This is a genomic window from Pseudomonas sp. EA_5y_Pfl2_R50 (genome assembly GCF_963970475.1).
In the GTDB taxonomy this organism is placed as follows: Bacteria; Pseudomonadota; Gammaproteobacteria; order Pseudomonadales; family Pseudomonadaceae; genus Aquipseudomonas.
Genome location: NZ_CAXAPT010000003.1, coordinates 329,742 through 342,218, shown reverse-complemented (window position 1 = coordinate 342,218; position 12,477 = coordinate 329,742). Strand labels below are relative to the sequence as shown.

Annotated in this window: 15 protein-coding genes; all 15 read right to left on the bottom strand. The window is 58.3% G+C overall.

The genetic code is table 11. The features are described 5' to 3' along the window. Positions 1-146: 146 nt before the first annotated feature. Positions 147-977 carry a tol-pal system protein YbgF gene (gene ybgF / locus AACY19_RS07415; protein WP_339449412.1) on the bottom strand — a complete coding sequence of 277 codons (831 nt, stop codon included), beginning with the start codon at positions 975-977 and terminating at the stop codon, positions 147-149. A 6-nt stretch (positions 978-983) separates the two neighbouring features. Beyond that, positions 984-1,481, bottom strand: a complete 498-nt coding sequence (gene pal, locus AACY19_RS07410; protein ID WP_003178634.1) for a peptidoglycan-associated lipoprotein Pal — start codon at positions 1,479-1,481, stop codon at positions 984-986. 52 nt (positions 1,482-1,533) lie between these two features. Continuing rightward, positions 1,534-2,835: a Tol-Pal system beta propeller repeat protein TolB gene (gene tolB, locus AACY19_RS07405; RefSeq protein ID WP_339449410.1), complete on the bottom strand. Its 1,302-nt coding sequence runs from the start codon at positions 2,833-2,835 to the stop codon at positions 1,534-1,536. After that, on the bottom strand, positions 2,832-3,896 hold the full coding sequence (gene tolA / locus AACY19_RS07400; protein ID WP_339449408.1) for a cell envelope integrity protein TolA: 1,065 nt from the start codon (positions 3,894-3,896) through the stop codon (positions 2,832-2,834). Before tolA ends, tolB begins: the two co-directional genes overlap by 4 nt. Then, positions 3,896-4,348, bottom strand: coding sequence for a protein TolR (tolR, locus tag AACY19_RS07395; protein WP_161806672.1), 453 nt, complete (start codon positions 4,346-4,348; stop codon positions 3,896-3,898). Before tolR ends, tolA begins: the two co-directional genes overlap by 1 nt. 23 nt (positions 4,349-4,371) lie before the next feature. Beyond that, positions 4,372-5,067 carry a protein TolQ gene (gene tolQ, locus AACY19_RS07390; protein WP_007912733.1) on the bottom strand — a complete coding sequence of 232 codons (696 nt, stop codon included), beginning with the start codon at positions 5,065-5,067 and terminating at the stop codon, positions 4,372-4,374. After that, on the bottom strand, positions 5,057-5,524 hold the full coding sequence (gene ybgC / locus AACY19_RS07385; RefSeq protein WP_339449406.1) for a tol-pal system-associated acyl-CoA thioesterase: 468 nt from the start codon (positions 5,522-5,524) through the stop codon (positions 5,057-5,059). The genes tolQ and ybgC overlap by 11 nt, the downstream gene beginning before the upstream one ends. 127 nt (positions 5,525-5,651) lie before the next feature. Next, positions 5,652-6,713 (bottom strand): Holliday junction branch migration DNA helicase RuvB, encoded by a 1,062-nt coding sequence (ruvB, locus tag AACY19_RS07380; RefSeq protein ID WP_064588910.1) that lies wholly within the window; start codon positions 6,711-6,713, stop codon positions 5,652-5,654. Next, on the bottom strand, positions 6,714-7,322 hold the full coding sequence (ruvA, locus tag AACY19_RS07375; protein WP_123467207.1) for a Holliday junction branch migration protein RuvA: 609 nt from the start codon (positions 7,320-7,322) through the stop codon (positions 6,714-6,716). A gap of 115 nt (positions 7,323-7,437) precedes the next feature. Continuing rightward, positions 7,438-7,965: a crossover junction endodeoxyribonuclease RuvC gene (ruvC, locus tag AACY19_RS07370; RefSeq protein ID WP_129395231.1), complete on the bottom strand. Its 528-nt coding sequence runs from the start codon at positions 7,963-7,965 to the stop codon at positions 7,438-7,440. Between the two features lie 158 nt (positions 7,966-8,123). Beyond that, complete coding sequence (locus AACY19_RS07365) at positions 8,124-8,870, bottom strand: YebC/PmpR family DNA-binding transcriptional regulator (RefSeq protein ID WP_102355040.1); 747 nt, start codon at positions 8,868-8,870, stop codon at positions 8,124-8,126. A 131-nt stretch (positions 8,871-9,001) separates the two neighbouring features. Beyond that, complete coding sequence (gene aspS, locus AACY19_RS07360; RefSeq protein ID WP_339449395.1) at positions 9,002-10,777, bottom strand: aspartate--tRNA ligase; 1,776 nt, start codon at positions 10,775-10,777, stop codon at positions 9,002-9,004. 101 nt (positions 10,778-10,878) lie between these two features. Further along, positions 10,879-11,100: an FmdB family zinc ribbon protein gene (locus tag AACY19_RS07355; RefSeq protein WP_064119106.1), complete on the bottom strand. Its 222-nt coding sequence runs from the start codon at positions 11,098-11,100 to the stop codon at positions 10,879-10,881. A 132-nt stretch (positions 11,101-11,232) separates the two neighbouring features. After that, entirely contained in the window at positions 11,233-11,568 is a 336-nt protein-coding gene (locus tag AACY19_RS07350) for a ribbon-helix-helix domain-containing protein (RefSeq protein WP_339449393.1), read from the bottom strand. Between the two features lie 189 nt (positions 11,569-11,757). Next, the gene (locus AACY19_RS07345) at positions 11,758-12,228 is read right to left on the bottom strand and encodes a Dps family protein (RefSeq protein WP_339449391.1); all 471 of its coding nucleotides are present in this window, start codon (positions 12,226-12,228) and stop codon (positions 11,758-11,760) included. Positions 12,229-12,477: the final 249 nt, after the last annotated feature.

The window sequence follows — 12,477 nt, the reverse complement described above, 5'->3', positions numbered from 1 at the left end:
GCTAAACAGGCTGTCCGCCTCCGTCAGGCACTTCAGGCAATCCCGCCAACGCGTAGACCGCAAGAAGCGTGTTTCAGAAAAAGGGCGTGAATTCTAACGAAAAAACCCGCGACAAGCGCGGGTTTCTTCTAAACGGGTCAAACACGCTACATGCGTTGCAGATCGCGTTGGGCCAACTGAGCGGCGGATGTCCCAGGATATTGGGCCACCACCTGTTGCAGAATGCCTTTGACCTTGTCGGTATGACCAAGGCGGCGCTCTACGTCAGCCAGCTTGTACAGCGAGTCAGGCACTTTGGCGTGCTTGGGATACAGCTGCGAAACCTTGGCGAAAGCCTGACCTGCACCCTGCAGATCGCCTTTGGCCAGGTTGACTTCGCCCAACCAGTACTGGGCGTTGCCCGCGTATTGGCTGTTCGGGTATTTGCGCAGGAAAGCGGCGAAAGCCAGGCTGGCCTTGTCGAAATCCTTGGCTTTGATCAGATCGAAAGCGGCATCGTAATACAGCTTTTCCTTGGCCGGATCACCCGGTTCGCTGCTTGCAGCAGGGGCCTGGGCAGCAGCCCCGGCGCCAGCAGCACCGGCAGCAGCATTTGCATCGCCACCGGCAGAAGAATTCTCAGGAGTCGTGGCTGGTGCAACGCCGGACCCTATGCGCCGATCAAGATCCTGGTAGCGCTCCAGGGATTCCTGCTTCATGCGCGCAACCTGATTCTGCAGCTCTTCAATCACACCTTGCTGGCGCGATATCTGATCCTGCATTTGTTGCAATTGGTTGAACAGCATGCCTTGTGCCGAGGCAGGGGCCGAAGCCGCTCCCCCGGCATAGGCGCCGTTCGTACCGTAACCTGCAGGCGGATAACTGCTCCCGCTATTGTTATAACCGGAGTTGTCATCGACCACAGGAACCGCAGCCCACGCCGCTAGCGGCGCGAGGCTGAGAGCCAGAACAGTTACAGCACGACGGCACGTTCGCATATCGAATTACTTACGCAGTTCGACGCGACGGTTTTGAGCCCAGGACTGCTCGTCGTTGCCGGTAGCAACTGGACGCTCTTCGCCGTAGGAAACCAGTTCCAGCTGAGCTGGGGAAACACCTTGCAGTACCAGGTAGCGCTGAACGGCTTTCGCACGACGCTCGCCCAGTGCCATGTTGTACTCACGAGTACCACGTTCGTCGGTGTTGCCTTCCAGAACAACGCGAGCGCCGTTTGCTTTCAGGTCTTTGGCGTGAACGTCCAGAGCGCGCATGGCTTCTGGCTTCAGGTCCGAGCTGTCGTATTCGAAGTAGAAGGTGGTGATTGCGCGCAGAGCAGCTTCTTCGCTCAGGGAACCGTCAACGGCACCGGTGTTTGCGCCGTAACCAGCGTTTGGATCAACAGCGCCTTCACCGGCGTTGTCGCCGCCTTTGGACGAGCAACCTACAGCTACAGCCATGGCCAGAGCCAGCGCAGCAAATTTACCAAACTTCAGCATTTCCATCGTGAAACTCCTAATGAACCCCAGTGTGTTAAGTAAAACGTGTAGCGCCCGCTCACTTCAGGTAAGGGGACCAGGACGGTTCTCTGACTTCGCCTTGAGCGGTAGGAAGCGGGAGCCTAACGCGTCCATTAATGGACACGAGCATCAAGACTCCCCGGCCCTGCTGGCGGGTGGCGTAGATTACCATGGTGCCGTTGGGCGCAACAGTAGGCGACTCGTCCAGAGTGCTATCAGTGAGGATCTTTACACTACCTCGCTGCAGATCCTGAGCTGCCACCTTGAAATTGGTGAAGCCATCCTGACGATGGATCATCACCAAAGTCTTTTCATCTGCCGAAAGTTTCGGGTTGGCGTTGTAGTTACCCACAAACGTCACACGCTCGGCACCACCGCCACTGGCGCTGGTTTTATAGATCTGAGGCTTGCCGCCGCGATCCGAGGTGAAGTAGATGGTCGAACCATCCTTGCCCCAGTACGGTTCGGTGTTGATGCCTGGACCTGCGGTCACACGAGTGATCTGGCGCGAACCGAGGTTCATCACGTAGATATCCGGGTTACCGTCCTTGGACAGCACGAACGCCAGGCGAGTACCGTCCGGCGACCAGGCTGGCGCGCCGTTCAGGCCTTCGAAGTTGGTGATCTGCTCACGGCGACCGGTGTCGATGTTCTGCATGAAGATGCGCGGACGCTTCTGCTCGAACGATACATAGGCAATGCGCTTGCCGTCCGGTGCGAAACGCGGCGACAGGATCGGCTCGCGCGACTGCAGCAGAGTCACGGCGCGAGCACCGTCATAGTCCGAACGCTGCAGGGTGTAGCGAGTGTTCTTCTCGGAGAAACGCTCCGCTGTCACGTACAGCAGGCGTGTCGAGAACGCACCGTCAATACCGGTCAGTTGCTTGAACGACGAGTCGGAGATGAAGTGAGCCATGTCGCGCAATTGCTCGACAGTCCCGGACACATCACCGCCGGTTACTTTCTGTTCAGTGGCAACATTGTACAGTTCCCAGTGCACGGCCAGACGGCCGCCGGCCGGGGTGATGCTGCCGATCACCATGTATTGGGCACCGACCGCTTTCCAGTCACGGAAGACGATTTCGCTGGCCTGGCTTGGCTGGCTAATCATGTTCTGCTTTGGAACCGGCGAGTAATAGCCCGAGTTGCGCAAATCGTTACCAATGATTTCGGCCATGTCATCCGGCAGCACGGCGCCGCCCTGCATGCCGAACGGTACAACGGCGATCGGAGTGGCCCGGTCGCTGCCGCTGGTGACCAGAATGTTCTTTTCATCAGCCATCGCGATCCCTGCCATGCAGCAGATCACGACCAGCATTCCTCGAAGAAGGTTTCTCACAAGGCTAGATCCTCAGGTGTGAATGTCATCTTGAATGAACGATACGGAGCGAAATCGCTCGGCTTCATTCCCTGCATTTCTGTCAAACGTCCAATATTTTTCACCGCTGCCACTGCCGAAGCATCGAACGGACCGTCACCACTGGACTTGGCCACGCTGACCGAAGTCACCGTACCGTCCGGCAACATGCCGATCTGCAGTACAACCGTCATGCCTTTGCGTGCCGAAGGAGGACGTGCCCAACCTTCTGCTGCTCGCGCACGAATCAGGTCATCGAAACTGCCCGCGACTTCGTCACCCTGCTCATCGGCCAAGGCCTGCTGGCGCTGCGGCGTGTCGGAAAGCAAATCTGCCAGGGCCTGAGCCTTTTTGTCTTCGGTAGATTTACGTGCCGCTTCCTGCGCTTTCTTCTTCGCAGCATCGGCAGCAGCTTTCTTCTTCGCGTCCTCAGCGATTTTCTTCTTCGCTTCGTCAGCTTCAGCTTTTTTCTTGGCGTCTTCGGCGGCTTTCTTTTTCGCGTCTTCGACGATCTTCTTCTTGGCTTCTTCAGCGGCCGCTTTCCTGGCCTCTTCTTTAGCCTCTTCCTCAGCCTTCTTCTTGGCTATATCAGCCAATTGTTTCTCTTCAGCCTTCTTGGCTTCGGCTTTCTTGGCGTCGTCAGCTTTCTTGGCCTCATCAGCCTTCTTCGCTTCGTCCGCTTTCTTCGCCTCATCGGCCTTCTTGGCTTCCTCGGCCTTTTGAGCCGCTTCTTCTTTCTTTTGTTCCGCAGCCTTCACCGCTTCCTGCTCGACCTTCTTCTGCTCCATCTGCTCGACTTCGGTCTGGCGCGCGGCGGATTTCTTCGCCTCACCCGCAATCTTCTGATTGGTCTGGGTGGTTGCCTGACTTTTCGACTTCAGTTGGTAGAGGGTCGCCTGGACAATCGGTTTGGCCGGCGGCAGCTCGGGTGTAAAGGCAAAACTGACGAACAGCATGCCGAACACCAGCACGTGCAGGACAATTGCCAGAACACTAGGCCAGAAGTAGCTTTCCGAGGCGGACGGCTCTCGCTGTTGCTGCATCAGGGGGCCTCGGTAATCAAACCAACATTACCGACCCCGGCTTTCTGCAACCCGCCCATGGCGCCCATGACGGAACCATAGTCGACGGTCTTGTCACCGCGGATGAAGACCTGGGTACGCTTGCCGCCTTCCGTGCCGGCACGAATGATCTTGGTCACCGCGTCGGTCATTTGCGGCAGGGTCATGGCCCTGTCCTGTTGCTTCTCGGTATCGACTTCGCTGCCAAGGTTCCAGTAGTAGGTCTTGTCAGCCTTGATCGAAATGGTCAGAACCTGAGTGTTGTTGTCCTGCGGCAAGGCTTCGCTGGAAACCTTGGGCAGATCAACTTTCACGCCCTGATTGAGCATCGGCGCGGTCACCATGAAGATGACCAGCAGTACCAACATCACGTCGATGTAAGGCACTACGTTCATCTCGGCGACCGGCTTGCGCTTTTTGCGAGCTCGAGCGATTAAAGCCATTGGAAATTACCTGCTTATTCTTCGCTGGTGTGCACTTTGCGGTGCAGGATCGCCTGGAATTCATCGGCGAAGGTGTAGTAGCGGCTCAGCAAGGTTTCGCTGCGTGCAGAGAAACGGTTGTAAGCGATAACCGCAGGGATCGCGGCGAACAGGCCAATCGCGGTAGCGATCAGGGCTTCGGCGATACCCGGGGCCACGGTGGCCAGGGTCGCTTGCTGGGCACTGGCCAGACCACGGAAGGAGTTCATGATGCCCCACACGGTACCGAACAGACCGATGTACGGGCTGACCGAACCCACAGTGGCGAGGAACGGCAGGCTCTGCTCCAGTTTCTCTTCTTCGCGGGAGATGGCTACGCGCATGGCACGGGCCACGCCTTCCATCACGGCTTCAGGGTCAACGCCTGGCTGCTGACGCAGACGGGAAAACTCCTTGAAACCGGCACGGAAGATCTGCTCCACGCCCGAATCCGGATCAGGATTGCTGCCCGCCTGACGGTACAGCTTGGACAGGTCGATACCCGACCAGAAGCGCTCCTCGAAGCTCTCCAGGGCGCGTCGACCGGCGCGCAGCAGGTTGCTGCGCTGAAAGATCATGATCCATGAGGTCACCGATGCGGCCACCAGGGTCAACATTACCAACTGCACCACGATGCTGGCATTGCTGACCAGGCTCCACATGGAGGAATGGTCGACGACGTTAGCTTCCACGCTTTATCTCCTGCTTTGAGTGTGTACCCGGGCCGACCGCGTCGGCGAAGGCCGCACGCAGGTCTTCGGGAAGGGCCCGGGGTTTCAAACTGTTAGTGCGCACACAGGCCACCAGAAACTGCCCCTCACAGAGCAGCGCATTATCCGTAGCCCGCCTGACCTGCTGTTTAAAGCGCAGGCTGGCACGGTTCAATTCGATTACATCAGCGCTTACCAGCAATTCGTCGTCCAGTCGCGCCGGCGCGTGGTAGCGCGCTTCGCTGGAATGCACGACGAACAACAGATCCTCCCCTGCCAGCTGCGATTGGGCAAAGCCCAGTTCGCGAAGCCGCTCGGTTCGAGCCCGTTCCATAAACTTGAGGTAATTAACGTAATACACGATGCCGCCCGCATCGGTGTCCTCGTAATAAACGCGACAACGATGTGCGAAAGGCTCAAGCCCGTTTTGCGCGCGCATACTCTAGTGCTTACTCCTCAGGTTGCCAATCCGGCCAGGCAACTGTTTTTCATGGTTTCAGGGGCTTTGTGCAAAAGTACCGTCCTCTGACAGTACAAACCCTGAATAAATCGACAAAAAATGTGTATCAATCGTCCACGGCGTCGAGAAACTCGTCTACCACGGGCATTTCGCCCATTCGTGACGGAATGTTTAAACCGAAGTGCAGGTAGGCATGACGCGTCACTACCCTGCCCCGCGGTGTGCGCATGATGTAGCCCTGCTGGATCAGATACGGTTCCAGCACATCTTCAATGGTGTGGCGCTCTTCGCTGATCGCGGCAGCGAGGCTGTCGATCCCCACCGGGCCACCATCGAACTTCTCGATCATGGTCAACAACAGACGCCGATCCTGATGATCGAAGCCGTGCTCATCGACGTCCAGCAGGTTCAACGCCAGATCCGCCACAGCCTTGGTGATATGCCCCTTGGCTCGTACTTCAGCAAAATCGCGCACCCGGCGCAGCAAGCGGTTGGCGATCCGCGGGGTACCACGGGCACGACGGGCCACTTCAAACGCGCCCTCCGGGTCGAGCGGCAAGCCGAGGATATTCGCCGAACGACTGACAATCGTCGACAGATCAGCAGTGTTGTAAAACTCAAGACGCTGGACGATACCGAAGCGGTCACGCAACGGATTGGTCAGCATGCCTGCGCGAGTGGTTGCGCCCACCAGGGTAAACGGCGGCAGATCGAGTTTGATCGAGCGCGCGGCCGGCCCTTCGCCGATCATGATGTCGAGCTGGAAATCCTCCATCGCCGGGTACAGCACTTCTTCGACGATCGGCGACAGACGATGAATTTCGTCAATGAACAGCACGTCGTGCGGCTCGAGGTTGGTCAGCAACGCAGCCAGATCACCCGGACGTTCCAGCACCGGCCCCGACGTACTCTTGATCGACACGCCCATTTCCTGGGCGATGATGTTGGCCAGCGTGGTTTTTCCCAACCCCGGCGGGCCGAAGATCAGCGTGTGATCGAGGGATTCGTTCCGGCCACGGGCGGCCTGGATAAACAGCTCCATCTGCTCGCGCACAGTCGGCTGGCCAATGTAGTCGGCCAGGCTGACCGGGCGAATGGCCCGATCCTGGACTTCTTCACGCTCGCGCGGGCTGTGCGCGGCGGCAATCAGACGATCAGCTTCAATCACTTAAATCATTCCCTTAAGGGCGCGGCGGATCATGTCTTCACTGCTCAGGTTCTTGTCCTTGATGGCGGAAATCGCCTTGCTCGCTTCTTGCGGTTTGTAACCCAGGGAAATCAACGCGCTGACTGCATCGTTTTCGGCGGTGTTGACCGGCGCCGGGCCATCTGGCTGGTTCGGTACCAGAGCAAACATGGCCGGCGAGGTCTCCCAGGCTTTGAAGCGATCCTTCAACTCGACCAGTAAACGCTCGGCGGTTTTCTTGCCCACGCCCGGCACCTTGGTCAGCGCCGAGGTGTCCTGGGACTGCACGCAGCGAATCAGCTCATCGACTTCCAGACTCGACATCAGCGCCAGAGCCAATTTCGGCCCGACACCATTGAGACGGATCAACTCGCGAAAAAAGTCTCGCTCACGCTTGCCGGCAAAACCATAGAGTAACTGCGCGTCCTCGCGCACGACCAGATGGGTATGCAGGGTCAGCGGTTCACCGACCGACGGCAGACGATAGAGGGTGGTCATGGGCACTTCCAGCTCATACCCGAGGCCGTTTACATCCAGAATCAGGTGCGGCGGCTGTTTCTCAGCCAGGGTGCCGCGCAAGCGTCCAATCACGTTTCAGATCCTTGAGCGTTGGCCAGCCGTGGGCTGGCGACTGTCGAAAGGCGGATTACGGGCCGACGACCCAGGCACGCAAAAACCGCTTTCAGGAAAATTGATGCTGATGCTATCAGAGACGCAGGCGCCCGCCACGACTGCGTGCCGTTCCCAAGCCATGCGGCAACAGGCTGGAACGAGTGTGCGCATGGCAAATGGCAATCGCGAGGGCGTCCGAAGCATCGATTTGCGGTTTGGCGGTGAGCTTGAGCATGTGCATGACCATCATCTGCACCTGCTCTTTATTCGCAGCGCCTGTGCCGACCACGGCTTGCTTGACTTGAGTGGCCGTGTATTCGGCGATCTCCAGACACTCTTCGGCACCGGCAACGATGGCCGCGCCACGGGCCTGACCGAGCTTCAGCGCCGAGTCGGCGTTTTTTGCCATGAAGACCTTTTCGATGCCCATGGTCACCGGGCCGTAGGTCTGGATGATTTCGCGCACACCGCGATAGACGATCTGCAGACGTTCGTGCAACTCGCCCGCGCCGGTACGGATGCAGCCCGAAGCGACATAAATGCAGCCACCACGTCCGGTATCGCGAACAATCCCGTAACCGGTGATACGCGAACCGGGGTCGATACCAAGAATTAAAGTCATAACGCCTGCAGATTTGGTAAAAGCACGATTTTCAAACCAACCCATAACAAATGTGGGAGCGGGCTTGCTCGCGAAAGCAGTGTGTCATTCAGCATTAATGTTTGCTGATACGCCGCCTTCGCGAGCAAGCCCGCTCCCACATTGAAGCCTAGTCGCTCTTAGCCGAGCTGAGCGGCCACGTCTTCCGGGATGTCCGCGTTGGAGTAGACGTTCTGCACGTCATCCAGGTCCTCAAGCATGTCGATCAGCTTGAGGACTTTCTCCGCCCCGTCCAGATCCAGTTCGGCACTGGTGGTCGGCTGCATGACGATTTCCGCGTCATCACCCTTGAAACCGGCGGCTTCCAGCGCGTTACGCACGGCGTAGAAGCTGGTGAACGAAGTGAACACGTCAATCGAACCGTCTTCATGGCTGACCACGTCATCGGCATCGGCTTCCAGCGCGGCTTCGGTCAGCGCGTCTTCGTCGACACCCGGCGCGAAGCTGATCTGCCCCTTGCGTTCGAACAGGTACGCCACCGAACCGTCGGTGCCGAGGTTGCCGCCGCACTTGCTGAACGCATGACGCACAGCCGCTGCAGTACGGTTGCGGTTATCGGTCATGCACTCGACCATCACTGCCACGCCACCTGGGCCATAACCTTCATAGGTCAGCTCTTCAACGTTGTCCGCTTCGGTGGCACCGGCTCCACGCGCCACAGCGCGGTCGATGATGTCGCGGCTCATGTTCGCGCTCAGCGCCTTGTCCAGGGCCAGACGCAGACGCGGATTGGAACCCGGATCGCCGCCGCCCTGACGGGCCGCGACGGTCAGTTCACGAATCCACTTGGTGAAGATCTTGCCTCTCTTGGCATCCTGACGTTCTTTGCGGTGCTTGATGTTCGCCCACTTGGAATGACCTGCCATAACTCGCTCCGAATTCTCTTTGAAACGTTGCCCGCCGCGCAAAACCGCGCCGGCCGGCAAATGAAAAATCTCGACCTGCTCTCTGGTAGAAAGAAAAAAGGCGCATCCGAAGATGCGCCTTCAGGCCCGTCTTACTCAGCCTTTGGCGTTTCGCGCAAACGAATGTGCAGCTCGCGCAATGCCTTGGCATCCACCACGCCCGGTGCTTGCGTCATCACGTCGGCAGCACTCTGGGTTTTCGGGAAGGCGATCACTTCACGGATCGACTGGGCGCCGGTCATCAGCATCACCAGACGGTCCAGACCGAAGGCCAGACCACCGTGCGGCGGTGCACCGTATTTCAGCGCATCGAGCAGGAAGCCGAACTTCTCTTCCTGTTCCGCTTCATCGATACCCAGCAGACGGAACACCGCTTGCTGCATTTCCTTGCGGTGAATACGGATCGAACCGCCACCCAGTTCGGTGCCGTTCAGCACCATGTCGTAAGCGCGAGACAGAGCGCCAGCCGGGTTGGCTTCCAGCTCTTCAGGAGAGCATTTAGGTGCGGTGAACGGGTGGTGCAGTGCGGAGAAGCTGCCGTCGTCGTTCTCTTCGAACATCGGGAAGTCGACGACCCACATCGGCGCCCACTCGCAGGTCAGCAGTTTGAGGTCGTGACCGAGCTTGATACGCAGCGCGCCCAGGGCTTCGCTGACGATCTTGGCCTTGTCGGCGCCGAAGAACACGATGTCGCCATCGACCGCACCAACGCGATCAAGGATCACGTTCAGCTTGTCTTCCGGGATGTTTTTCACGATCGGCGATTGCAGACCTTCAACACCGGCAGCACGCTCGTTGACCTTGATGTACGCCAGGCCCTTGGCACCGTAGATGCCGACGAACTTGGTGTAATCGTCGATCTGCTTGCGCGGCATGCTCGCCCCGCCTGGAACGCGCAGCGCGGCGATACGACATTTCGGATCGTTGGCCGGGCCGCTGAATACTTTGAAGTCGACTTCTTTCAGTTGATCGGCAACGTCGACCAGTTCCAGCGGGTTACGCAGGTCTGGCTTGTCGGAACCGTAACGACGCATGGCCTCTTCGAAGGTCATGTGCGGGAAGTCGCCGAATTCCAGACCCAGCACTTCCTTGAACAGGTTGCGGATCATTTCTTCGGTCAGACCCATGATCTCTTTTTCATCGAGGAAGCTGGTCTCGATGTCGATCTGGGTGAATTCTGGCTGACGGTCGGCACGCAGGTCTTCGTCGCGGAAGCACTTGGCGATCTGGTAGTAACGGTCGAAACCGGCCACCATCAGCAGTTGCTTGAACAGCTGCGGCGATTGCGGCAGGGCGAAGAACGAACCGGCGTGAGTACGGCTTGGCACCAGGTAGTCACGCGCACCTTCAGGGGTGGCACGGGTCAGGATCGGCGTTTCGACGTCGAGGAAACCGTTCTCGTCGAGGAAGCGACGGATACTGGTGGTCATGCGCGAACGCAGACGCAGCTTCTCGGCCATTTCCGGACGACGCAGGTCGAGGAAGCGATAGCGCAGACGGGTTTCTTCGCCAACGTCGGAGAACTCGTTGAGCGGGAACGGCGGGGTTTCCGACTCGTTCAGTACTTCCAGCTCGTAGCCCAGCACTTCGATCATGCCCGACGCCATGTTGGCGTTGGTGGCACCGGCCGGACGCAGACGCACCTTGCCGGTGATCTTCACGACGTACTCGCTGCGCACGCGATCGGCGGCGGCGAAGCTCTCGGCGCGATCCGGATCGAATACCACCTGGGCCAGACCATCACGATCACGGATATCGAGGAAAATCACCCCGCCATGGTCGCGACGACGGTGAACCCATCCGCAAAGGGTAATTTCCTGGCCTTCCAGGCTTTCGTTCAGTTGGCCGCAATAATGGCTGCGCATCATGGTAGTGGTTTCGCTTCTCGTAATTCGAAATTCGGTGGAGATCCCGGCGCATTCAAGCTGTCCGGTAACTCGCGCGTGTCGTTCGACTCGGGCTGTAGACCCTAGTCAGATTTGTCGCCACCGGCCAGATTCTTCTTGGTCCCGGTCTTGAAATCGGTTTCGTACCAACCGCTGCCGCTGAGGCGAAAACCTGGCATGGACAGCTGTTTCTTGAGCTCTGGCGCCTGGCAGGCAGGGCAGTCGACCAGCGGTGCCTCGCTGATCTTTTGAATGGCTTCCAACTGATGACCACAGGAAGCACATTGATAATCGTACATCGGCATGGGGGTGTCTCGGCGATCAGATTGCCACCGCGCGCAGGGCTTTGCGGCGAAAGAGCGGGATTATATCCATTAAATGCGGCCTGTGCAGCCGGAAGACTGCACGGGCCGCGACGTCATTTCAACTATCGCCCTTCAGACCGCAATGGTCGCCGAGGCGTCCTTCAAGCCATTCACCACGCAAACCACGCGCACCAGCCCGCTAAAGTTTTTGACACCGCCGTGGCGCAGGTGCACCTGTCGATCCACATGGGACAACAGCGTACTGATCGAACAACCGCAATCCTCGGCCATGCGCCCGAGGATGTTCCAGTAAACCTGCTCGAGCCGCATGCACGTGGCAAATCCATTCAAACGCACGGATCTGGACAAGGGCCGGATCAATGCGAAGTCGAACTCGCTGACCAGCGGTTCGATCTTGCCTTCCTGTCGCAAACCGTAATGTTCGGCTCGCCTGTCGCCATCTACCATATCGCTGACACTCCTTTGCCATCGCTGCTTGTAATAAACACAACATCCTGTGTCTTCATAAAAGCGCAGACGCAAAGTTATATCCAGATGACTATTTGCCCATCTGCGTAGGATAAGCCGACATGGAAAGTAAGACCCTGGAGAGGTGCGGATATCAGCCCACTGCCGATACCCGCTTCCTTTGCGCTGTCAGGATTCCAGCAATGCGCGCAGCATCCAGGCGGTTTTTTCGTGTACCTGCATGCGCTGGGTCAGCAGGTCGGCGGTTGGTTCGTCACTGACCTTGTCCAGCAGCGGGAAAATCCCGCGCGCGGTACGGGTCACCGCTTCCTGGCCATCGACCAGCTGCCTGATCATGTCCTCGGCGCTCGGCACCCCGACCTCCTCCTTGATAGAAGAAAGACGCGCGTAAGTGGCGTAGGCGCCCGGCGCCGGGAAACCCAGCGCACGAATACGCTCGGCAATCGAGTCGACGGCCAGCGCCAACTCGTTGTATTGCTCCTCGAACATCAGGTGCAGCGTGCGGAACATCGGGCCGGTGACGTTCCAGTGGAAATTATGGGTTTTCAGATACAGCACGTAAGTGTCCGACAGCAGACGCGATAGCCCTTCGACGATGGACTTGCGATCTTCTTCACTGATACCGATATCGATTGCCATGTTTACCCCCTAACGGCGATTGAATTCATCCTGCAGGTGCAGACCCACTCTAGCAAGGCTGTCGACACCTCGCAGCCCCGAATGGCTGCACAGACTGCGACAAATCGACCGCACCGCAGCCACTGGACGGGCTGATTTGAGTAGCCGCAGGCTTTACTGTTAAATAGGCAGTGTGTCGCCATACCCCATTTCTCGGGGTGTTGCGCATAGGCTGATGCCGTGTACGTGTCCACCGCCTCTTATTTCAGT

Bases quoted from the DNA above. Each gene is read 5' to 3' on its own strand.
- ybgF (WP_339449412.1), bottom strand. From the start codon at position 977: ATGCGAACGTGCCGTCGTGCTGTAACTGTTCTGGCTCTCAGCCTCGCG.
- pal (WP_003178634.1), bottom strand. From the start codon at position 1,481: ATGGAAATGCTGAAGTTTGGTAAATTTGCTGCGCTGGCTCTGGCCATG.
- tolA (WP_339449408.1), bottom strand. From the start codon at position 3,896: ATGCAGCAACAGCGAGAGCCGTCCGCCTCGGAAAGCTACTTCTGGCCT.
- ybgC (WP_339449406.1), bottom strand. From the start codon at position 5,524: ATGCGCGCGCAAAACGGGCTTGAGCCTTTCGCACATCGTTGTCGCGTT.
- ruvC (WP_129395231.1), bottom strand. From the start codon at position 7,965: ATGACTTTAATTCTTGGTATCGACCCCGGTTCGCGTATCACCGGTTAC.
- AACY19_RS07365 (WP_102355040.1), bottom strand. From the start codon at position 8,870: ATGGCAGGTCATTCCAAGTGGGCGAACATCAAGCACCGCAAAGAACGT.
- aspS (WP_339449395.1), bottom strand. From the start codon at position 10,777: ATGATGCGCAGCCATTATTGCGGCCAACTGAACGAAAGCCTGGAAGGC.
- AACY19_RS07355 (WP_064119106.1), bottom strand. From the start codon at position 11,100: ATGCCGATGTACGATTATCAATGTGCTTCCTGTGGTCATCAGTTGGAA.
- AACY19_RS07350 (WP_339449393.1), bottom strand. From the start codon at position 11,568: ATGGTAGATGGCGACAGGCGAGCCGAACATTACGGTTTGCGACAGGAA.
- AACY19_RS07345 (WP_339449391.1), bottom strand. From the start codon at position 12,228: ATGGCAATCGATATCGGTATCAGTGAAGAAGATCGCAAGTCCATCGTC.